This window comes from Lysobacter brunescens (assembly GCF_042677005.1).
GTDB lineage: Bacteria > Pseudomonadota > Gammaproteobacteria > Xanthomonadales > Xanthomonadaceae > Lysobacter_I > Lysobacter_I brunescens.
In genome coordinates, this window is record NZ_JBHTIF010000003.1 from 51126 (window position 1) to 72485 (window position 21360).

Consider the following 21360-nt stretch of genomic DNA (forward strand, 5'->3'; position numbering starts at 1 on the left):
TTCAACGATCGCGCTGCACCGCGTAACGCGCCAGGCCGCGCAGCGCAGCGAGGGCGTCGTTGTCGCCGAGGCCATCGAGGGCATCTTCGGCGGCGGTCGCATAGTCCTCGGCGCGCTTGCGGCTGTAGTCGATGCCCCCGGTCGCCGCGATCGCTGCCAGCACTTCGGGCATCGCATCGACATCGCCTTCCTGCACGATCGTGCGCAGGCGCTCGCGGGTAGCCGCGTCGGCATGCTGGATTGCGTGGATCAGCGGCAGCGTGGCCTTGCCTTCGGCGAGATCGTCGCCGAGGTGCTTGCCCAGTGCGGCTTCGTCGGCGCTGTAGTCCAGCACGTCGTCGGCGATCTGGAAGGCATAGCCCAGGGCCATGCCGTAGTCGTGCAGCTTCTGCTGGACGGCGGCGTCGGCGCCCGCGAGCAGGGCACCCAGGCGGGTCGCGGCGGCGAACAGCACGGCGGTCTTGCGCTCGATCACCTTCAGGTAGGCCGGCTCGTCGGTGTCCGGGTTGCGGATGTGCAGCAGCTGCAGCACTTCGCCCTCTGCGATGGCGTTGGTGGTGTCGGCGAGGATCTTCATCACCTCGACCCGCTCCAGCTCGACCATCAGCTGGAAGCTGCGCGAGTACAGGAAGTCGCCGACCAGCACGCTGGCGGCATTGCCGAACACGGCATTGGCGGTCTTGCGGCCCCGGCGCAGGTCGGATTCGTCGACCACGTCGTCATGGAGCAGGGTGGCGGTGTGGATGAACTCGACCACGGCAGCCAGCTGCTGGGCATCGCCGCCCTGGTGGCCCAGCGCGCGGGCCGCGAGCAGGAGCAGCATGGGACGCAGGCGTTTGCCGCCGCCGGAGACGATGTGCTCGGCCACCTGGTTGACCAGGACCACGTCCGAGCCCAGGCGACGGCGGATCAGGGCGTCCACGGCGGCCATGTCCGGGGAGGCCAGGGCCAGGATGGCGGGCAGGTCGAGCGAGGCGGGCACCGAAGTGGCTTCCATGTGGGGTCCAGGCGGGCGAAGCGGCCATTATAAATGGCCGGCGACACCGGGTCGGGCTTGCCCGACCCTGCGATGCGGGATTTTCCGACCCGGTCACGGCCTGTTGCCTGATGCCGCCGAGGCCCCGGTTATAATGGAATGTCCTTCGCCACCCACGGCGACTCAGCAGGAACTCTTCATGGCACGCGGCATCAACAAGGTGATCCTGGTCGGCAACCTCGGCAACGATCCCGAAACCAAGTACACCCAGGGCGGCATGGCCGTCACCAAGGTCAGCCTGGCCACCACCTCGGTGCGCAAGGACAGGGAAGGCAACACCCAGGAACGCACCGAGTGGCACCGGGTGACCTTCTTCGGCAAGCTCGGCGAGATCGCTGGCGAATACCTGCGCAAGGGCAGCCAGGTCTACGTCGAAGGCTCGATCCGCTATGACAAGTACACCGGTCAGGACGGCGTCGAGCGCTATTCCACCGACATCATCGCCGACGAGATGCAGATGCTCGGCGGTCGCGGCGATGGCGGCGGCGGTGAACGTCCGCAGCGCGCCCAGCGTTCGGAAGGCGGCGGCGGCTACGGCGGCGGCCAGCGCAGCGGTGGCGGCGGTGGATACGGCGGCGGTCAGCGCCAGGCCCCGGCCAACAACCCGCCCCCGGCGATGGACGACTTCTCCGACGACGACATCCCGTTCTGATTCCCGGCATCCACTGCCCGGATCATCGAAAAGCCCGCCGGCGACGGCGGGCTTTTTCGTTGCCGCGTGTACTTTTTCCGCCGCGGATGATGCGGATTCACGCGAATCTGTTCGGTGATGAAGATCGCTTTCGATCCGCAAACTCCGCGTCGACCCGTGGCAAAAAGCATATCTCAGTCGCCGTCCACTGCGCGACGACCGACGGCCGGGTCGTCGGTGAAGAAGCCGTCGATGCCCACGGCGATGGCGTCGCGGATCTGCCGGATCGAGCCGGCGTCGTGGCGCGCGGCGGGGCCGCCCGTGCCGCGATAGTCGCCGGGCAGGAAGTGGTTCTCGGGTCGGAAGGTGTAGACGATCACCTGCAGCCCGGCGGCATGCGCGGCGTCGACGAGCGGGCTGCGCGATGTGCCGTCTTCGGCCTTGCGCGGTGCGATGGCGAGGTAATGCGGGCCGATGGCATCGGCATAGGTCGCGACTTCGCGCAGCGCTTCGGGCGTGGCCAGCGAGGCATAGCTGCGCGGTTTGCCGACGGCGACGGTGTCGAAGGGCTTCTCGTTCGGGTCACCGTAGAGCTGCAGCAGCGTCAGATTCGATGGACGCGGGATCCGCTCGCGCAGCGCGCGCAGGTTGGCGGTCTCGAACGACTGGATCACCACGGGCGCAGTGCGTGTGTGCGGATGCGCGTTCAGTGCATCGAGCAATCTGCTTTCCATCGCCAGGCCCAGCGATGCGAAATGGGTCGGATGCTTCAGCTCCGGCGCCAGGCCGATGACGCGGCCGCGCGCGGCGGATTCGGCGGCGGCGAGATCGAGGATCTCGGCCAGGGTCGGGATCTCGAAACGGCCGTCCAATGCCGTGCTGCGCAGCTCGGGCAGGCGTTCGCGGGCGCGCAGCGTCTTCAGTTCGGCCAGGGTGAAATCCTCGGTGAACCAGCCGGTCACGCGCTCGCCGTCGATGCTGCGCGTGGTGCGTCGGCCGGTGAATTCGGGACGCGACGCGACATCGGTGGTACCGGAGATCTCGTTCTCGTGGCGCGCGACGAGCACGCCGTCGCGCGTGCTGACCAGGTCGGGCTCGATCAGGTCGGCGCCGTCCTCGATCGCCTTCCGGTAGCTTTCCAGCGTGTGCTCGGGACGCAGCGCGCTGGCGCCGCGATGGCCGATGACCAGCGGCGGCGTTCGGTTGTCGGAGGTCGGCGGCATGGGCTTCGCTTGCGGATGGGACGTGGTCTTGCATCCTGCCACGAGCAGGAGGGCGAGCAGGGCGGCGGTCAGGCGAGGGGACATGGCATGCGGGGCTGGCGGGGGCGGCGCCAGCATGCACGATCGAGATTGCGGTTGTTCGCGTGCCCGACACGGCGCGGTCGGGGTGCGACTGGATTCAACGGGTCTCGAGTCAGTGACCGCCGGCCGCTGCGGGCCCCGCCTTCGCGCCGAACGGCGGCTTGGCCAACCAGACGAACGCGATCACGCACAGGAAGATGATGCCCAGCAGATGGAAGATCTCGTTGAAGCCGATCTGCGCGGCCTGCTGGGTGATCATGCGTTCCAGCACCGCTGCGCCGGTCTGCGGGTCGCCGCCGCCGAGCGCGGCGACCTGCTGCATCGTGGATGGGTCGTAGGCCGAGACCCGCTCGGTGAGATGCGCGTGATGCACGGCGCCGCGTTCGGTCCAGGCGTAGGTGGTCAGCGAGGCCGCGAAGCTGCCGCCGAGGGTGCGCATGAACGTCGCCAGCCCCGAGCCGGCCGCGATTTCGTGCGGTTCCAGGTCCGACAGCAGGATCTGCAGCACGGGCATGAAGAACAGCGCGACGCCGATGCCCTGGAACAGCTGGATCAGCGCGATCGTGTTGAAGTCGACGTCGAGGTTGAAGTGCGATCGTGCGAAGCTCGTGAACGACATCGCGACGAACGCGAGGCTGGCGAGCATGCGCAGGTCGAAGCGGCTCGCGTACTTGCCCACGAATGGCGTGAGCAGCACCGGCAGGATGCCGATCGGGGCGGTCGCGAAGCCCGCCCAGATCGCGGTGTAGCCGAGATTGCGCTGCAGCCACAGCGGCACGAGGATGCCGACGCTGAAGAAAGCCGCATAGGCGACCACCATCGCGGCGGTGCCCGCGCTGAAATTGCGGTGGCGGAACAGGCGCAGGTTGACGATCGGGTCCTTGTCGGTGAGTTCCCAGATCACGAACACCGCCAGCGAGATCGCGGCGATGATCGCGAGTACCACGATCAGCTGCGAACGGAACCAGTCCTCGTCGTTGCCCAGGTCGAGCAGGATCTGCAGCGCGCCCACGCCCAGCACCAGCGTGGCCAGGCCGATGTAATCCATCTTCGGTTTTTCGAGACGCTCCGGCCGGCCCTTGAGCTGGCGGCCGACGACGATGCTGGAGAAGATGCCGATCGGCACGTTGATGAAGAAGATCCATTCCCAGCTGTAGTTGTCGGTGATCCAGCCACCAAGGATCGGCCCCGCGATCGGCGCGACCACCGTCACCATCGCCAGCAGGGCGATTGCCTGCCCGCGTTTCTGCGGCGGGTAGATCGACAGCAGCAGCGCCTGGGTGACCGGATACATCGGCCCGGCGACGAAGCCCTGCAGTGCGCGCGCGAACACGAGGAAGCCCATGCTGCTCGCGATGCCGCACAGGAAGGACGCGATCACGAAGGCCAGCGTCGACCACATGAACAGCTTGCGCTCGCCGTACTTGCGGCTGAGCCAGCCGGTCAGCGGCAGCGCGATGGCATTGCTCACCGCGAACGAGGTGATCACCCAGGTCGCCTGGTTGGCGCTGCCGCCGAGGTTGCCGGAGATCGTCGGCAGCGAGACGTTGGCGATCGTCGTGTCCAGCACCTGCATGAACGACGCGAGCGCGAGGCCCAGCGTGGTCAGCGGCACGCTGGCGGGCAGGAAACCCGGCGCCGCAGGTGGCGGCGCAGCGGGTGCGGCGTCGGCGGTGGCCGTTGCGGTGGTCATGGCGTGGGTCCGGGCGTCGGGATTGCGCGCGCGATCAGCGCGACGCACCCGGCAGGTTGTCGCGGACGACGCGCTGGATCAGCGCATCGGCTTCGGCGAGCTGCTTCGCATAGGCGCTGGTGACCAGCACGGGCTTCGTCGCGGGCCGGGTCGCGAGCGTCGTGCCGTCGCGCTGCTTCAGCGACACATCGGCCGACATGCTCATGCCGACGCGCAGTGGATGTTCGGCCAGCTGCTTCGGCTCCAGCGTCACGCGCACCGGCACGCGCTGCACGATCTTGATCCAGTTGCCGCTGGCGTTCTGCGCCGGTAGCAGTGCGAACGCGCTACCGGTGCCCAGGCCGATGCTCGCGATCCGGCCGATGTAGCGCACGTCGTCGCCGTAGACGTCCGAGACCAATTCGACCGGCTGGCCGATGCGCATGTCGCGCAGCTGGGTTTCCTTGAAGTTCGCGTCCACCCAGACCTGGTCCAGCGGGACCACGGTCATCAGGGTGGTGCCGGGCTGCACGCGCTGGCCGAGCTGCACGCTGCGTTTCGCGACGTGGCCCGAGATCGGCGCGAGGATCGCGCCGCGCTGCAGGTTGAGGTAGGCCTGGCGCAGCTGCGCGGCGGCGGCCTCGACCTGCGGCTGCTTCATCACCGTGGTGTCGTCGACCAGCGCGCGGCTCCGCGACAGCTGGCCGCGCGAGGAGGACAGCGCGGCTTCTGCGGCGTCGAGCTGGGCGCGGGCATGCGCGAGTTCCTCGGCCGAGACCGCACCTTCGGCGACGAGGCCCGCACGCCGCGCCACGTCGGCACGCGCCTGCTTCACCGCGACTTCGCGCGCGCGCAGGTCGGCTTCGCCGGCATCCACCGCGTTGAACAGGCCGCGGACCTGACGCACGGTGCCGGCGAGGTTGGCTTCGGCCTGCTCGAAGGCGACGCGTGCATCGTTCGGATCGAGCTGCACGAGCGGCTGACCCGCTTCGACGCGCGCGCCTTCGTCGGCGAGGATGCTGACCACGGTGCCGGTGGTCTGCGGTGCGATGGTGACGATGTTGCCCTGCACGTAGGCGTCATCGGTCTCCTGGTGCCAGCGCCCGACCATCATGTGCCAGGCGAACCAGGAGAGGCCGGAGATCGCGACGACGGCACCGAGCACGGTGAGCGCGCGGCGGCGCTTGCCGTTGCCCTGCGGTGCCTGGGTTGGCGTGGCGGACTGCGCGTTCGCCGGAGTTGCGGGAGCGGGAGAGGTCGGCGTGCTCATGGCGTGTTCGATGCGGAAGACAGGGAAGGAGAGATCGGCGTGGTGCCGCCGCCGAGGGCGATCGCGAGGTCGGCGGAAGCAGTGGCGCGCTGCGCGCGCAGTGCGGCGAGCTGCTGGTCGAGCTGCAGGACGGGACGTTCGGCGTTCAGCACGTCGATACGCGTGCCCAGGCCTGCACGATGCCGGCTGGCGAGCACGTCGCGCGCGCGGGCGGCGGCATCGCGCGCCTCGCGGGTCGAGGCGATCTGTGCGTCCAGCGTGCGCGAGGCCTGCAGGGCGTCGGCGACTTCGCGCAGGGCGCCGAGCACGGCCTGGTCGTACTGCGCGACTGCGAGGTCGTAGTCGGCATCGGCGCCGGCGAGCTGCGCGCGCAGGCGACGGCCCTGGAAGATCGGCAGGCTGATCGCCGGGCCGCCAGTGGCGAAGGCGGACTTCGGGTCGAACAGGTCGCCGAGCTTGCCCGTGGCCAGGCCGACGATGGCGCTGAGATTCACGTTCGGACGGAATTCGGCCTGGCTGGCGTCGATGCCGCGCGTGGCGGCTTCCACGCGCCAGCGCGCGGCGACCACGTCGGGGCGATGACCGAGCAGTTCGCTCGGCAGCAGCGAGGGCAGGGCGGCATCGGCCGATGCACCGAGGCGCGGCCGCTGCAGCGCCAGGCCGCGATCCGGCCCCTGGCCCGCGAGCGCGGCGAGCGCGTTGCGCAGCGCGTCGATGCGCTGGCGCCCGGCGTCGGCCTGCTGGCGTGCCGCGGCGACCGCGCTTTCGGCCTGGCGCAGGTTGAGCGTGTTATCGAGACCGGCACCGACGCGACGCCGGGCGAGATCGAGCATGCCCTGCGCACGCGCCTGCTCGCGTTCCGCCGTGTCGACGAGGTCGTGCGCCTGCGCCAGCGCGACATAGCCGCGTGCGATGTTGCCGGTCAGCATGAGCCGTGCGTGCTGCACGTCGACCTCGGCGGCATGCGCCTGATCCACCGCCGCTTCCCAGCGGGCGCGTTTGCCGCCCCAGAGGTCCAGGTCGTATGCGAAGGACAGGTCGATCAGCGACACGCCCGTGTATTCGCCGCCGCCGACGTTCTCGGGAATCAGGCTTTCCGGCAGATAGGCGCCGGAATACTGCGCCGTGCCGCGCACGCCGGGCCGGCGGGCCTCGTCGGCCAGACCGGCCTGGGCCTGTGCCTTGCGCACGCGGGCTTCGGCGGCGTCGATCGAAGGCGCATCGCGCAGTGCATCGGCCATCAGGGCGTCGAGCTGCGGATCGCCCCAGGCATGCCACCAGTCGCTCGCGGGCCAGGCCGCGTCGGACAGCCGGCCTTCGAAGGTCTTCGATACGGCCAGGGTATCGGCGTCGCGGGGCGTGGATGCGGGCGCCAGGCCATGGGTGCTTGCGCAGCCCGACAGCACTGCGGCCACGAGCACGGCAGGAAGCAAGCGCAGGAAAGGAAAGCGGAAGTCGCGTGTCATGTCAGTCCTCGCCACCGAGGTTGTCGCGCACCTGGCCGAGCAGGCGCATCAGGGTTTCCTGTTCGGCTTCCGACAGCCCGCGCAGGGCGCGTTCGCGGACGCGCAGGCCGCACTGGTGGATGTCGGCCCACATCGCCCGGCCGGTTTCGGTCAGGGCCACGCGCACCGCGCGGCGGTCGTCGGGATCGTCGATCCGGGTGGTGAAGCCGCGCTCTTCCAGCCGGTCGAGCAGGCGGGTCATCGCGCTGGGATTGAGGTCCGCCGCCCGGGCCAGTTCGCTGGCGCCGGCCTCACCTTCGGCGAGGCGCTTGAGGGTGATGTACTGGCTGAAGGTGAGGTCGTGCCCGGCCTGGGTGAGTTCGCGTTCCATGCGCGCCCACATGGCGTCGCGGACCTGGCGGAACAGCAGGCCGAGCTGCGAGCCGGACTGCGGGGTCTGGGAGGCTGCGTTCATGGTGCGAATTATTTTGACCCTTGCAATATTTGTCAATGCAAATATTAAAAGGGCAAACAAGAACGCAGCGTTACATGAGCAGGATGCTCAAACGACCGGTGCCGCCCCCGGTCGGCGCGAGGCCACGGCATCGGCCTGCCGGGTAGGTTCGGGCAGGCGGTAGCGGCCGACGTAGCGCATCGTCATCTCGACGGCGGTGGTCATCGACACCCGATGCCCCGGCGAGACCACCAGCGGCAGGCAGATCGGCTTGCTGCGCAGCAGCCAGCCGATCTGCTCGCCGCGATGGCGCAGCGGCACGCGTGCGCCGCGTTCGTCGCCGAGCACACCGTCGGCGGTGCCGACCAGCGGCTTCTTCGCCACACCGATGCAGGGCAGGCCGGTGACGACGCCGAAGTGCGCCGCGATCCCCAGCCGGCGCGGATGGGCGATGCCCTGGCCATCGACGAAGACCAGGTCGGGCGTCTCGGGCAGCAGTGCCAGCGCCGCGAACAGGGCCGGCAGCTCGCGGAACGACAGCAGGCCGGGGACGTAGGGCATCGAGGTCGGCACGCGGGCGACGCATGCATGCCGCAACTCCGCCGAATCGCCGTCGAGCAGTACGGCCGCGGCACGCGTGGTTTCGCCACCGTCCTCGAAGCCGACGTCGAAGCCTGCGATCAGGCGCGGCGGCGAGGCGAAGTCGTCTTCCAGCCGCACCTTGCGCGCGAGCGCCGCCTGCAGCGCGCGTGCGCCAGCGATGCTGCCGTCCCAGTCCTCGAATGCCGTCGTGCCCGATGTCGTGTCCATGTGCCGATTCTGCCCGCAACGCCTGAAGACGCGCTGTCGAGATTCATTCGCCGTTGCGGCAGGCCGTCGCTGGTGGCCGCTCCGCTACCATCGCGGCTTCGTTCATTCAGGGAAGTCGGTCCGATGTCGTACGTGCGTTGTCTGCGAGGTCTCGCTTCCGGTGTCGAATACCCGGCCGACGTCCCGATGAACCTCGATCCCGTCGATGGCCGGCCGGTCGAGATGGTGCTCGATCTCGAACGCCTGGCGGCCGAGAAGCCTGATGCTGCATGGTACGAGCCGTCGCGTCGCGACCTCTGGCGCTTCGGCGCGCTGATGGCGATGGACATGGCGAATCCCGACGACGCGCGGCACATCGTCGCGCTCGGCGAAGGCCACACGCCGCTGCTCGACTATCGCGACCATCCGCTCGCGGTCTCGGCGGGACTCGCGCTGCAGGTGAAGGAAGAGGGCAAGGCCCATCCGGGGTTCGGCGCCAATCCGACGCAGAGCTTCAAGGATCGCGGCATGGCGATGGTGGTCGCGCAGGCGCGCCGCCTCGGCCTGACGAAACTCGCGGTGCCCACGCAGGGCAACGCCGGCGATTCGCTCACGCGCTACGCGCTCGCCGGTGGCCTCTCGGTCGTGGTGGCGATGCCCGACGACACGCCGGCGCCGATCCTCGGCAATGTCGCCGCTGCAGCGCTGCGCCATCCGGACCGGGTGAAGCTCGAACTGATCGGCCCGACCATCCGCGAGGCCGGTGCCTATCTCAAGGAACACTACATCCCGCAGGGCTATTTCTCGGTCGCCACTTTCCAGGAACCGGGCTGGCGCATCGAAGGCAAGAAATCGCTGGGCCTGGAACTGGCCGAGCCGCTGCCCGGAGAGAGGCGTTGGTCCCCGCCCGACGCGGTGATCTATCCCACCGGCGGCGGCACCGGCGTGCTCGGCATGTGGAAGGCCTGGAACGAACTCGAAGCGCTGGGCCTGATCGACAGCCGCCGCCCGCGCATGCTCTGCGTGCAGAGCGAAGTCACGCCGCCGCTGGTGCGTGCCTTCGATGCAGGCGCGGACGACAGCACGGTGGTCGAAGCCGGCAGCACGATGAGCTTTGGTCTGAACGTGCCCGGCGGCGTCGGGCACTTCAAGGTGCTCGACATCATCCGCCGCAGCGGCGGCGCCGCAGTCGCGGTGAGCGAAGCCGACACCGGCGCCGAACTGCAGCGCGTCTGGCGCGACAGGTTCTGGTGGATCAGCCCCGAAGGCGCCGCCTGCCTTGCCGCGATCCCGCAGTTGCTCGATCGCGGCCTGCTGAAGAAAGGCGAACGCGTGGTCGCGGTGAATACCGGGTCGTCGGAGAAATACCTGCCGGCAGTCCGACATCTGCTGTAGCGGCTGCATCTGCACGAAGCGGCAGTGTCCCATGCTACGGTAGCTCAGCCCCGGCGTTGGTCGCGGGCCGCAGAGCCGCAGCGGACGCGGAAGACAGGCCGGCCATGCCGGCCGCCATTGGAAGGAACGACACATGTCGGGATTCGTACCCTGGGACAGCCAGTCGCTCGATGACTGGACTCGCCGGCACGCGCGCGGTGCCACCATCGAACTGGCGGGGTATCGCACCCACTACATCGAGAAGGGCGAAGGGCCACCGCTGATCCTGCTGCATGGCTTCTTCTACGACACTTATCTGTGGGCAGAGAACATCGATGCGCTGGCGCGACACTTCAAGGTGTACGCACTCGACCTGTGGGGCTGCGGCTACAGCACGCGAGACCCCATGGATTACGGCTACGCGCTCTATGCCGAGCAGTTGCGGTTGTTCATGGATGCGATGGGGCTTGCCCACGCATCCATCGCCGGGCAGTCGATGGGGGCCGGCACGGCGATCAAGTTCTGCGTCGAGCATCGCGACCGCGTCGACCGACTGGTTCTGGTCGATGCCGCAGGCATGCCCAACCCGCTGCCGGCGATGGCGAAATTCTTCAACCTGCCCGGCCTCGGCGAATTCCTGCTGACCCGCAAGACCGATCTGTTCCGCAGGATGGCGCTGAAGGATCTCTTCATCCACGACGCTTCCAGGATCACCGACGACTATTACGCGAACGTCGTCCGCGCGCACAAGATCGCGGGCTCGGTCACGGCCGGTTTCGGCATCCAGCGCGCCGATTTCTTCGACAAGCTGTCCGACGAGGTGCGTGCGCTCGGGTCTCTCGACGTGCCGGTAATGCTGGTCTGGGGGAGGCAGGACAAGGCGATTCCGCTGCACTGCGCACAGCAGATGCATGCGCTGCTGCCTGGGTCCCGACTGGAGATCCTGGACAGGGCCGGCCATGTTGCGAATTTCGAGCAGGCCGATGCGTTCAACCGGCTAGCGATCGATTTCCTGCGCGAGAGCGCATCGGCGCGGACTCAGGTCGCAGGCCCGCCTACGGAGCGCGGGACGCCGATGCCAGTCGCGTGATCGCCGCGATTCCGGCCTCCATGCGCACGCGTGTGGCCGGGTTCGCAGAGTGCACGCGCACGACGGGCGGCACGAAGCCGCGCGTGACCACGGCTTCCTCGATCCACGCGATCACGTCGTAACCCGTGCCACGCGCGTCGTCGCCGAGGTCGTGGTCGAGGCTGATCTCGACCACGTTGCCGGTATCGAGCAATGCAATCGCTTCATCGGGCCAGTAGACGCGGGTCCAGCCCTCGGGCGTGGCGCGTTCGTCGTCGAGGTAGATGCGCATGCGAGTGTTCAAGGTTTCAGCAGATGTCGGAAGACGCTGCGCCGGATCCCGCGCAGTGGCAGGCCAGGATGACCGTCGACGTTGAACAGGCAGGCGTAGGTCAGGCGCGAAGGCACATGCGTGGCGAGAAAGGCGGTGAAGCCGGCGATGCCGCCATGATGCTGCACGATCAGACTCCCGTCCCGGGTCGAACGGTCAAGGAACAGCCCGAGACCGTACTGCGTCTCGCCCATTGCACTGTCGCGTTCGGAAAAACGATGTTCACTCGAATTGCGGCCATCGCGCAGCTTCCCCGGCGTGATCATCGCTGTCAGCGATGAGGGCGCGACTACCCGCCCCGAAAACAATGCGTCATGCCATCGGCACAGGTCGCGAACGGTCGAGCGCATGGCGCCTGCCGCACCTGCCTGCGTCACGTCGAGGTGCATCGCGTTCACGAACGGCGGTGTGCCGCTTTCCGTTGGGGAATAGCCGCTGGCACGGCCCGCCACCACCTCCGAGGCATCGTCGAATGCGGATCGGTGCAGGTCGAGCGGATGGAGCAAGAGCGCTCTGGCAGCCGTCGCGAGGGGTGTGCCCGTGACTTTCTCGATGATCGCGCCGATGACGATGTAGTTCGCATTGCTGTAGAGCCAGGCGCCGCCGGGTTCGAAGTCGAACGTGGTGGCCTGCTTCGCGATCCTGTCCGCCAGTTCGACCTGTGAGCTGGCCGATGCGATCGATACATCGGCCTCCTCGTGCAGGCCAGCGGTGTGATTCAGCAACTCGCGGATCGTGAACGAAGGATGGGAGCCGAAAGACGGGAGGAATCTGCCGGCTTTGTCGTCGAGCGACAACTCGCGGGCATCGACCAGTTTCAGGATTGCGCCTGCGGCGAATTGCTTGGTCAGGGATCCGATCCTGAACGCGCTGTCGCTGGATGCAGGTGTTGAGGTTTCCAGGTTGGCCATGCCGACGCTGCGTGCATAACGTTCACGGCCGTCCTGCCATACAGCGAGCGAGACTGCCGGTGAACTCCGGTCCGCCATGGCGCTGTCCAGCAATCCATCGAGGGCGGCGCTGTCGAGCGCATCGGTTGCTCCTGTCGACTTGCCGGCGGAAAAGACGTCCGGAATCGCGGCGCCGGCGAACAATGCAGAGGTTGCGGCGATGAAGCGGCGGCGTGGGACATGCATGTCGATTCGATCCGTGTCGAGGAAAGGAGGTCGCCTGCGTTCGTCAGACCTTGTAGAACCCGCGATACCACTCGACAAAATTCCTCACCCCCACCTCGATCGGCGTATCCGGCGAATAGCCGGTGTCGCGGGCGAGGGCGCTGACGTCGGCGGCGGTGTCGGGTACGTCGCCGGGCTGCAGGGGCAGCAGGTTCATGGTCGCCTTGCGACCCAGACAGTCTTCCAGCACTTCGATGTAGCGCAGCAGCTGCACCGGGTTGTTGTTGCCGATGTTGTAGACACGGTACGGCGCCGAGGACGTGGCGGGCGTCGGGTTCAGCGGGTCGTGGGTCGGGTCGGGGCCGGGCACGCGATCGAGGGTGCGGATCACGCCTTCGACGATGTCGTCGATGTAGGTGAAGTCGCGGGTGTGCCTGCCGTGATTGAACACGTCGATGGGTTCGCCGGCGAGGATCTTCTTCGTGAACAGGAACAGTGCCATGTCCGGGCGGCCCCAGGGGCCGTAGACGGTGAAGAAGCGCAGGCCGGTGGTCGGCAGGCCGAACAGGTGGCTGTAGGTGTGCGCCATCAGCTCGTTGGCCTTCTTGCTGGCCGCGTACAGGCTGACCGGATGGTCGACGCTGTCCTCGACCGCGAACGGCAGCTTGCGGTTGGCGCCGTAGACCGAGCTGGACGAAGCGTAGACCAGGTGTTCGATACCGCGATGACGGCAGGCTTCGAGGATGTTGAGGAAACCGACGATGTTGCTGTCGACGTACGCGTGCGGGTTTTCCAGCGAATAGCGCACGCCGGCCTGCGCGGCGAGGTTGACCACGCGCTCGGGCTTGAAGCTGTCGAACGCCGCTTCCAGCGTCGCACGGTCCTCCAGCGAGCCCTGCACGAACGAGAACCCGGGCAGCGGCGTCAGCCGCGCGAGACGTGCGTCCTTCAGGGCCGGGTCGTAGTAGTCGTTGAGGTTGTCGTAGCCCAGCACCGTGTCGCCACGGGCGATCAGGCGTTCGGTGAGCTTGGAGCCGATGAAGCCGGCGGCGCCGGTGACGAGAACGCGCATGGGGATGCCTCTGGGAAACCGGCGTCTATTGTAGAACCGTGGGGCGGGCGTACGACTGCGTCGCACGTAAATCCCCCCGCCAACGCTGCGCGTTGTCGCCCCCCTTTTGCAAAGGGGGCGTGTCGCCGGAGCGTGGCGAGTTCCGCCAAGGTTGCGCGGCTTTCCGCAAATGGTGTCGCGTTTTTCGGCGGCTGTGAGGCGTTCCCCCCTTTGCAAAAGGGGGGCAGGGGGATTTGCCTTTCGCTGTTGCCTTACAGCCGCCCGTCCACCTGATCGCGGGGCAGCAGCCCCTTCACGTCGAACAGCACGGCGCCGGGTTTGCCGAAGCGACGGATGCCCTCGACGCCGAGATCAGCGAATTCACGGTGCGAGACCGCCAGGATCACGGCGTCGTAGGCGCCTTCGTCCGGTTCGACGGTCATGCTGAGGCCGTATTCCTCGTGGGCGAGGTGCGAATCGACCCAGGGGTCGTGCACGTCGACCTGTGCGTTGTAGCTGCGCAGCTCGGCGAGGATGTCGACCACGCGGGTGTTGCGCAGGTCGGGGCAGTTTTCCTTGAAGGCGAGGCCGAGCACGAGGATCCGCGCGTTGGCCGTAGGCAGGCCGCGACGGGTCATTTCCTTGATCGTACACTGCGCGACGTGCTGGCCCATGCCGTCGTTGATGCGGCGGCCGGCGAGGATCACGTCGGGGTGGTAGCCGATCTGCTGCGCCTTGTGCGTGAGGTAATAGGGATCGACGCCGATGCAGTGGCCGCCGACCAGGCCGGGCTTGAACGGCAGGAAGTTCCACTTGGTGCCCGAGGCGGCCAGCACTTCGTGGGTGTCGATGCCGAGGCGGTGGAAGATCAGCGACAGTTCGTTGATGAGCGCGATGTTGACGTCGCGCTGGATGTTCTCGATCACCTTGGCCGCTTCCGCCACGCGGATGCTGCTGGCCTTGTGCGTGCCGGCGCGGATGATGCTGGCGTACAGCGCGTCGACGAAATCGGCGACCTCGGGCGTGGAGCCGGAGGTGACCTTCATGATCGTTTCGAGGCGATGCTGGTGGTCGCCCGGGTTGATGCGCTCGGGGCTGTAGCCGGCGTAGAAGTCGACGTTGAAGGTCAGGCCCGATTCGCGCTCGACGATCGGCACGCAGGTTTCCTCGGTCGCGCCCGGATAGACGGTCGATTCGTAGATCGCGATGCCGCCCTTGCGGATCGCGCGGCCCACGGTGCGGCTGGCCGATTCCAGCGGGCGCAGGTCGGGGCGCTTGTACTCGTCGATCGGCGTCGGCACGGTCACGATGAAGACATTGCAGCCTGCCAGGTCCGTCGCGTCGCAGCTGAAGGACAGCTGGTCGGCGGCGCGCAGTTCGTCCTCGCTGGTTTCGAGGGTGCGGTCGTGGAAGGTCTTGAGTTCGGCGACGCGCTGGGTATCGATGTCGAAGCCGACCACCGGATAGCGCTTGCCGAAGGCCGCAGCGAGCGGCAGGCCGACATACCCCAGGCCGATGATGGCGATGCGGACGCGATCGGGACTGCTGGGGTCCAGGGAGGGGAGTACGGCCTGCATCGTGCGCTGTTCCGGGAAGTCTTGAACGTGTGGGAGGAAAGTCTAGCAGTCGGGTTGCCGGCAACGGCGCGATGCCGCACCATGGCCGCCGCCGTGACGGGCGTTGGCAGAAGGGACGCGGAAAGTGCGTTCATCCGGCCATTCCACGATGCGATCGCCATCTGGCGATGCATCATGCCTGCCCCGGCTTCTGTCCACGAACGGAAATCCTCTTCGATGCGAGTCCTTGTCTGCGGCGGTGCCGGTTACATCGGCAGCCATACCTGCGTGGCGCTGGCCGAACGCGGCCACGAGGTCGTGGTGGTCGACAACTTCTGCAACAGTTCGCCAGTCGTCGCCGAACGCCTGCAGCGCATCACCGGCCGGGCGCCGGACGTCCTCCGCATCGACATCCGTGATGCCCAGACCCTCGGCCGGGTGTTTTCCGGCGACCGTTTCGATGCGGTGATCCACTTCGCCGCGCTCAAGGCGGTCGGCGAGTCGTGCGAGAAGCCGCTGGATTATTTCGACAACAACATCGCCGGCACGATCGCGCTGCTGAAGGCGATGCAGGCGGCAGGCGTGCGCCGGCTGGTGTTCAGTTCGTCGGCCACGGTCTACGGCGATCCGGCCTCGGTGCCGATCGACGAGGATGCCGCGCTGTCGGCGACCAATCCCTATGGCCGCACCAAGCTGGTGATGGAACAGCTGATCGGCGATGTCTGCGCCGCCGACCCCGCATGGCAGGCGATCAGCCTGCGCTACTTCAATCCGGTGGGCGCGCATCCTTCGGGCCTGATCGGCGAATCGCCCAACGGCATCCCCAACAACCTGATGCCCTACATCTGCCAGGTCGCCGTGGGCAAACGCGAGCGCCTGCAGGTCTTCGGCGGCGACTGGCCGACCGTCGACGGTACGGGCGTGCGCGACTACATCCACGTCATGGATCTCGCGCAGGCGCACGTGCACGCGCTCGAAGCGCTGGACGGTGTGCAGGGCCATCTGCCGCTGAATCTCGGCGTCGGGCGTGGCGTCAGCGTGCTGGAACTGGTGCGCGCCTTCGAAGCGGCGAGCGGACGCACGGTGCCTTACGCCATCGTCGATCGCCGCGCCGGCGATGTCGCGGCGGTCTATGCCGATCCCGCGCGCGCCGAACGCATCCTCGGCTGGCGCGCCATCCGCGATGTCGACGACATGTGCCGCGACGCCTGGCGCTGGCAGTCGATGAATCCCGACGGCTACGCGGACGGCTGATCCAGACCGGCGGCGAGCGCCCGGGCCACGGCATCGGAGCGTTGCATCCAGGCGAAATGATCGGCCCGGGTGCCCAGCGTGGATGCGTCGAGCGTGCGGCAGCGCAGTCCGGTCGTGTGCATCTTGCCGAGCAGGAAATCGAGTGATGATCGCGGTGCCAGCCAGTCGTCGGCGAACAGCACCGCATCCACATCGACCGCGACGGCGGACAGCGCGGTTTCCAGATCGCGGCTCATCCCGGCGCCGGCATAGCGGCCGCTGAGCGCCGTGCGCGACCAGTCGCGCATCACGCTGCGGGCCTCCTTGCCGCCGAAGCCGATGGCGCGGCCGGGCAGGGCGCCCCGACGGTCGGCCAGCCAGGGCAGGAAGCGATAGGCCAGCGGCAGCAGCCAGCGTCGCGGACGCGGGAACGCCGGCCAGTAGGGCGCGCCGCTGGCGACCAGCCACAGCCGGGAGGAGGCGTCCGGCACTAGTCCGAGCAGGCAGGCGGCGAGCTGCCCGCCGAGGCTGTGTCCGCCGAGGATGTGCGGCACGCCCGGCGCACGCGCGTGCATCGCGGCGAGGCTGGCGGGCAGGTCGTGGTCGAGCAGTTCGCGATAGCCCCAGTCGCTGTCGTGGCCGGCGCGGCGGTCGCTGCTGCCGTGGCCGCGCCATTCGTGCACGAACACCGCGACGCCGCAGCGGTTCAGGGCCTCGGCGAAGGGCAGATAGTGGCGGGCGGCGACGCCCAGTGCGGGAATCCACAGCAGGCTGGCGACCGGCCTCTCCGGCTGTCGGACCAGCAGCCGGTAGCGATGGCCGTCGCCGGCTTCGACCGGCAGGCCGTCGCCCTCGTCGGGACGTTCGGGGTCGAGCGCGTCGGACGATTTCAAGCGCGGTCCGCCGCCCCGAAGTGGTCCAGCACGAGGATGTCGCTGCGCCCCGGGCGCGTGCCGGTCTTCAGGGCACGGTGCACGTAGGCCGAAGCCGCGTGGCAGGCCTCGTCCAGCGGCAGGCCCAGCGCCAGTTGCGCCGCCAGCGCCGAGGCCAGCGTGCAGCCGGTGCCGTGTGCGTTGATGTCCAGCCGGGGGTGGTGGATCTCGCGGTGCATGCGGCCGCCGGACTCACGGCGTGCCGCGAACAGGTCGACCACCTCCGGGCCCGTGTCCAAGTGACCGCCCTTCAGCAGGACCGCGCCCGCACCGAGGTCGAGCAGGTCGTCGCAGGCCTGGCGCATGGCGTCGAGGTCCGCAATGGGACGGCCGAGCAGGAATTCCGCCTCGGGCAGGTTCGGCGTCACCACGGTCGCCATCGGCAGCATCCGCTTGCGCAGCACCTCGATCGCGCTGTTGGCCAGCAGCTGCGCGCCGGAGGTGGCGACCATCACCGGGTCGACCACGATGAAGGGCGGGCAGTGCTGGTCGAGCGCCTTGACCACGGCATGGATCATGTCGGCGTTGGCGAGCATGCCGATCTTCACCGCCTGGATCCTGAAATCATCGAAGCAGGCGTCGATCTGTTCGCGCAGGAAGGTCGGCTGCGGCACTTCCACCGCGGTCACGCCACGCGTGTGCTGCGCGGTCAGCGCCGCGATCGCACTCAGGCCATGCACGCGGTGCGCGGCGAAGGTCTTGAGGTCGGCCTGGATGCCGGCGCCGCCACCGGAGTCGGAACCGGCGATGGTGAGGACGGAAAAGGGGCGTGAGTTGGGCATGCGGGGATTGTCGCTCGGCAACGGGGGGCTCCGCACCTCGAATTTACGACAGTTCGTGCCGTTTCCAGTGTCGGTGCGCGACGTAGGCGATGGCGATCGTGCCGGTCAGCACGGCCGGCACCGCCAGCGCGCGATAGGCCCACAGCCGGAACAGCCAGGCGCCGAGCACCGCACCGATCAGGAAGCCGGCGATGATCAGGGCGCTCAGCCGCAGCCGTCGGGTCTGCAGCGGCAGCCCGCGCAGCGCATGGCCCAGGCCGATGCCGAGATCGGTAAACATGCCGCTGAGGTGGGTGGTGCGGATCACCGCGCCGCTGTAGGTGGTGGCCATCGCGTTCTGCAGGCCGCAGGCCATCGCCGCCGTCCACGCGCCGAGGATCCACTGCCGCTCCAGCATCGGGATCGACGCGAACAGCAGCAGCGACACGCCGCCCAGCGCGACGCCGTAGCGACGCCCCAGCTTCAGCGTGCTGTCCTGCACGATCAGTCCGCTGAGCATCGCGCCGAGCACGAAGGCCACGATCACGCCGCCGAGGTGCATGGCCTTGCCGACGTCGGCCATCGACAGGGCATCGCCGAGCAGCGTCGTCGTGCCGGTGAGATGGGTGATCGCCTGGTGCTCGAACCCCAGGTAGCCGACGACGTTGACCATCCCGCCGATGCACGACAGGGCGAAGGCGCCGATCCACACCCAGCGCGGCAGGTGCACGCCCATCTCAGTCGCCTCCGGCGTCGGCGGGCGAGGGGGCCAGGTCGCGCGGCAGCAGCGAAAACACCACGGCATCGCAGGCCGCGTCCTGGAACACGATCGCATCGCGCGAGATGCCTTCGCAGACCGCGCCGAGCTTGATCGCGACGCGCAGGCTGGCGCCGTTGTCAGGCTGGACGAGGATCGCGATGCGCTGCAGGCCGAGGACATCGAACCCGAAGCGCGCGGCCTGTCGTGCGGCCGCGACGGCCACGCCGCGCCCACGCGCGGCATCGGCGATCCAGTAGCCCATGTGCGCGGAACGATAGGCCGGGATGCGGTGGTTCAGTCCGATGCCGCCGAGCAGGGCGCCCGATGCGTCGTCGAACACGCCGAAATGATGCTCCTCATCGGCCTCGCGCATCCGCGCGCAATGCGCGATCCATGCGCGCGCGGTCGCGAGGTCGTAGGCCTCGGTCGCCCACGGCAGCCAGCGCGAGAGTGTCTGCAGCGAGGCGCGGACGGCGCTGTGCAGGGCGTCGGCATCCTCCGCGCCCAGTGCGCGGAGGTGGAGGCGCGATGGCGCGTCCGTCGACATGGTCGCCGCGTCAGAGGACTTCCGACGCGTAGTCCGCCAGGCGCGAGCGTTCGCCGCGCTTGAGGGTGATGTGCGCGCTGTGCGCCCAGCCCTTGAAGCGGTCGACGGCGTAGGTCAGGCCGGAGGTCGTCTCGGTGAGGTAGGGCGTGTCGATCTGCTCGACGTTGCCCAGGCAGACGATCTTGGTGCCCGGGCCGGCGCGGGTGATCAGCGTCTTCATCTGCTTCGGCGTCAGGTTCTGCGCCTCGTCCAGGATCAGCCAGCGGGTCAGGAAGGTGCGGCCACGCATGAAGTTCAGCGAGCGGATCTTGATGCGCGAGGCCAGCAGGTCGTTGGTCGCCGCGCGCCCCCAGCTGCCACCGTCCTGGGTGTTGGGCATCAGTACTTCGAGGTTGTCGGTCAGCGCGCCCATCCACGGCGTCATCTTTTCCTCTTCCGTGCCGGGCAGGAAGCCGATGTCCTCGCCGACGCTGACCGTCGCGCGGGTCATGATGATTTCGCGGTAGCGCTGCTGGTCCATGGTCTGCGCAAGACCTGCCGCGAGCGCGAGCAGGGTCTTGCCGGTGCCGGCGGTGCCGAGCAGGGTGACGAAGTCGATCTCCGGGTCCATCAGTGCGTTGAGGGCGAAGTTCTGCTCGCGGTTGCGCGCGGCGATGCCCCACACGGCATGCTGGTGGTTGCGGTAGTCGTCGACGATCTGCAGCGTGACCTTGTCGCCCTCGATGCGCGCGACGCGCATCTCGGTGTCGGCGTCGCCCGGCAGATAGAGGAACTGGTTCGGATACCACTCGTCGTCCTCACTGCGGAGGATTTCGTAGAACGTGCGGCCCTTTTCGGTCCAGGAGCGCAGGTCCTTGCTGTAGCGCGACCAGAAATCCTCCGGCAGCGGCGTGGAACCGGTATACAGCAGGCTGAAATCGTCCAGCGCGCGGTCGTTCTCGTAATCCTCGGACGCGATGCCGGCGATCGAGGCCTTGATGCGCAGGTTGATGTCCTTCGACACGAACACCACCGGCACGTCCGGCTCGGTCTCGCGCAGGTGCAGGATCGCGCCGAGGATCTGGTTGTCCGGCATCACCGCGCCGAAGCGCTTGGCCGAATCGAAGCTGCTGGTCTGGAAGCGCAGCTTGCCGATGCTCTCGGCCGCGCGCAGTTGCAGGCCCTTCGGGCGGCTGAGCGTCAGCCCGGTGGCGATCCGGTCCGTGCCCTGGCCTTCGATGAGTTCGTTGAGGAAGCGGCTGACCTGGCGCGCGTTGCGGCTGGCTTCGGACGTGCCCTTCTTGGCGTTGTCGAGCTCCTCGATCACCTGCATCGGCAGGTAGACGTCGTGCTCCTCGAACTTGAACAGCGCGGTCGGATCGTGCATCAGCACGTTGGTGTCGAGGACGTAGATGCGCTTGCCTTTGGTCATCATGCGGTCGGTATGCCGATGCTGGGGGAGGAGGGCGTGCGATGCCGCGCTGGATCAGGCGGACAGCACGAGACCACCGCAGCCCGCGAGGCGGGGCGGTGGCCGGGGAGGGGGACGACGGGGATCACTGCGATCGCGCTGCCTTCAGTGCGTCGAGCACGGCCTGGGCATGGCCGGCGACCTTCACGCCGCGCCACTCGGCCGCGAGGATGCCGCCGGGCGCGATCAGGAAGGTGCTGCGGACGATGCCCAGCACCTTCTTGCCGTACATGTTCTTTTCCTGGATCACGTCGAAGGCCTTGCACAGCGCTTCGTCGGCGTCGCTGACCAGCGGGAAGTCGAAGCCCTGCTTGGTGCAGAAGTTCTGGTGCGACTTGATCGAATCGCGCGACACGCCCATCACGTCGCAATCGAGCTTCGCGAACTTCGGGAGCAACGCGTTGAATTCCAGACCCTCGGTGGTGCAGCCGGGCGTGGAGTCCTTCGGATAGAAGTACAGGATGACCCAGCGCTCGGCGAACTCCGACAGCCTGACGGTACGGTCGTCGGACAGCGCCAGCGGCAGCGCGAGGGTGGACTTGGTGAGCGGTTTTCCGAGCTTGGGGGCCGTCATCGTCAG

General features: G+C 68.1%; 21 protein-coding genes. 4 read left to right on the forward strand and 17 right to left on the reverse strand.

What is annotated here, in order from left to right:
• Window position 1: 1 nt before the first annotated feature.
• Window positions 2-997 carry a polyprenyl synthetase family protein gene (locus tag ACFQ0E_RS14115; RefSeq protein WP_386824870.1) on the reverse strand — a complete coding sequence of 332 codons (996 nt, stop codon included), beginning with the start codon at window positions 995-997 and terminating at the stop codon, window positions 2-4.
• A gap of 178 nt (window positions 998-1175) precedes the next feature.
• On the opposite strand from ACFQ0E_RS14115, the gene ACFQ0E_RS14120 reads away from it, so the two are divergent.
• Window positions 1176-1688, forward strand: a complete 513-nt coding sequence (locus ACFQ0E_RS14120) for a single-stranded DNA-binding protein (protein ID WP_386824872.1) — start codon at window positions 1176-1178, stop codon at window positions 1686-1688.
• 173 nt (window positions 1689-1861) lie between these two features.
• Here ACFQ0E_RS14120 and ACFQ0E_RS14125 read toward each other — a convergent pair whose 3' ends face one another.
• The 6 genes from ACFQ0E_RS14125 to nfi form a co-directional block, all read right to left on the reverse strand.
• On the reverse strand, window positions 1862-2974 hold the full coding sequence (locus tag ACFQ0E_RS14125) for a glycerophosphodiester phosphodiesterase (RefSeq protein WP_386824874.1): 1113 nt from the start codon (window positions 2972-2974) through the stop codon (window positions 1862-1864).
• Between the two features lie 109 nt (window positions 2975-3083).
• On the reverse strand, window positions 3084-4712 hold the full coding sequence (locus tag ACFQ0E_RS14130; RefSeq protein ID WP_386824875.1) for a DHA2 family efflux MFS transporter permease subunit: 1629 nt from the start codon (window positions 4710-4712) through the stop codon (window positions 3084-3086).
• On the reverse strand, window positions 4699-5913 hold the full coding sequence (locus ACFQ0E_RS14135) for an HlyD family efflux transporter periplasmic adaptor subunit (RefSeq protein ID WP_386824877.1): 1215 nt from the start codon (window positions 5911-5913) through the stop codon (window positions 4699-4701). Before ACFQ0E_RS14135 ends, ACFQ0E_RS14130 begins: the two co-directional genes overlap by 14 nt.
• On the reverse strand, window positions 5910-7379 hold the full coding sequence (locus ACFQ0E_RS14140; RefSeq protein ID WP_386824879.1) for an efflux transporter outer membrane subunit: 1470 nt from the start codon (window positions 7377-7379) through the stop codon (window positions 5910-5912). The genes ACFQ0E_RS14135 and ACFQ0E_RS14140 overlap by 4 nt, the downstream gene beginning before the upstream one ends.
• A 1-nt stretch (window position 7380) precedes the next feature.
• A complete protein-coding gene (locus ACFQ0E_RS14145) occupies window positions 7381-7833 on the reverse strand; it encodes a MarR family winged helix-turn-helix transcriptional regulator (RefSeq protein ID WP_386824881.1) in 453 nt (150 codons plus the stop codon).
• Window positions 7834-7920: 87 nt separating this feature from the next.
• Window positions 7921-8622, reverse strand: a complete 702-nt coding sequence (gene nfi / locus ACFQ0E_RS14150) for a deoxyribonuclease V (RefSeq protein ID WP_386824883.1) — start codon at window positions 8620-8622, stop codon at window positions 7921-7923.
• Between the two features lie 123 nt (window positions 8623-8745).
• On the opposite strand from nfi, the gene ACFQ0E_RS14155 reads away from it, so the two are divergent.
• Complete coding sequence (locus tag ACFQ0E_RS14155; protein ID WP_386824885.1) at window positions 8746-9996, forward strand: threonine synthase; 1251 nt, start codon at window positions 8746-8748, stop codon at window positions 9994-9996.
• A 133-nt stretch (window positions 9997-10129) separates the two neighbouring features.
• A complete protein-coding gene (locus ACFQ0E_RS14160; RefSeq protein ID WP_386824887.1) occupies window positions 10130-11065 on the forward strand; it encodes an alpha/beta fold hydrolase in 936 nt (311 codons plus the stop codon).
• Here ACFQ0E_RS14160 and ACFQ0E_RS14165 read toward each other — a convergent pair.
• From ACFQ0E_RS14165 to ACFQ0E_RS14180, 4 genes are all read right to left on the reverse strand, one after another.
• Window positions 11031-11336 (reverse strand): cyclic-phosphate processing receiver domain-containing protein, encoded by a 306-nt coding sequence (locus tag ACFQ0E_RS14165; RefSeq protein ID WP_386824888.1) that lies wholly within the window; start codon window positions 11334-11336, stop codon window positions 11031-11033. The genes ACFQ0E_RS14160 and ACFQ0E_RS14165 overlap by 35 nt on opposite strands.
• An 8-nt stretch (window positions 11337-11344) precedes the next feature.
• A complete protein-coding gene (locus ACFQ0E_RS14170; RefSeq protein WP_386824890.1) occupies window positions 11345-12511 on the reverse strand; it encodes a serine hydrolase domain-containing protein in 1167 nt (388 codons plus the stop codon).
• Window positions 12512-12554: 43 nt separating this feature from the next.
• Window positions 12555-13562 (reverse strand): NAD-dependent epimerase, encoded by a 1008-nt coding sequence (locus ACFQ0E_RS14175; RefSeq protein ID WP_386824892.1) that lies wholly within the window; start codon window positions 13560-13562, stop codon window positions 12555-12557.
• Window positions 13563-13813: 251 nt separating this feature from the next.
• On the reverse strand, window positions 13814-15118 hold the full coding sequence (locus ACFQ0E_RS14180) for a nucleotide sugar dehydrogenase (RefSeq protein WP_386824893.1): 1305 nt from the start codon (window positions 15116-15118) through the stop codon (window positions 13814-13816).
• A gap of 216 nt (window positions 15119-15334) precedes the next feature.
• On the opposite strand from ACFQ0E_RS14180, the gene galE reads away from it, so the two are divergent.
• The gene (gene galE / locus ACFQ0E_RS14185) at window positions 15335-16351 is read left to right on the forward strand and encodes a UDP-glucose 4-epimerase GalE (protein WP_386824894.1); all 1017 of its coding nucleotides are present in this window, start codon (window positions 15335-15337) and stop codon (window positions 16349-16351) included.
• Here galE and ACFQ0E_RS14190 read toward each other — a convergent pair.
• The 6 genes from ACFQ0E_RS14190 to ACFQ0E_RS14215 form a co-directional block, all read right to left on the reverse strand.
• On the reverse strand, window positions 16336-17223 hold the full coding sequence (locus tag ACFQ0E_RS14190; RefSeq protein ID WP_386824895.1) for an alpha/beta hydrolase family protein: 888 nt from the start codon (window positions 17221-17223) through the stop codon (window positions 16336-16338). The genes galE and ACFQ0E_RS14190 overlap by 16 nt on opposite strands.
• Complete coding sequence (gene thiD, locus ACFQ0E_RS14195) at window positions 17220-18044, reverse strand: bifunctional hydroxymethylpyrimidine kinase/phosphomethylpyrimidine kinase (RefSeq protein WP_386824897.1); 825 nt, start codon at window positions 18042-18044, stop codon at window positions 17220-17222. The genes ACFQ0E_RS14190 and thiD overlap by 4 nt, the downstream gene beginning before the upstream one ends.
• Before the next feature lie 43 nt (window positions 18045-18087).
• Entirely contained in the window at window positions 18088-18759 is a 672-nt protein-coding gene (locus tag ACFQ0E_RS14200; RefSeq protein WP_386824898.1) for a YoaK family protein, read from the reverse strand.
• Window position 18760: 1 nt separating this feature from the next.
• Entirely contained in the window at window positions 18761-19330 is a 570-nt protein-coding gene (locus tag ACFQ0E_RS14205) for a GNAT family N-acetyltransferase (RefSeq protein ID WP_386824899.1), read from the reverse strand.
• 10 nt (window positions 19331-19340) lie between these two features.
• Window positions 19341-20741, reverse strand: a complete 1401-nt coding sequence (locus tag ACFQ0E_RS14210) for a PhoH family protein (protein ID WP_386824901.1) — start codon at window positions 20739-20741, stop codon at window positions 19341-19343.
• Window positions 20742-20865: 124 nt separating this feature from the next.
• The gene (locus ACFQ0E_RS14215) at window positions 20866-21354 is read right to left on the reverse strand and encodes a peroxiredoxin (protein WP_386824903.1); all 489 of its coding nucleotides are present in this window, start codon (window positions 21352-21354) and stop codon (window positions 20866-20868) included.
• Window positions 21355-21360 lie beyond the last annotated feature (6 nt).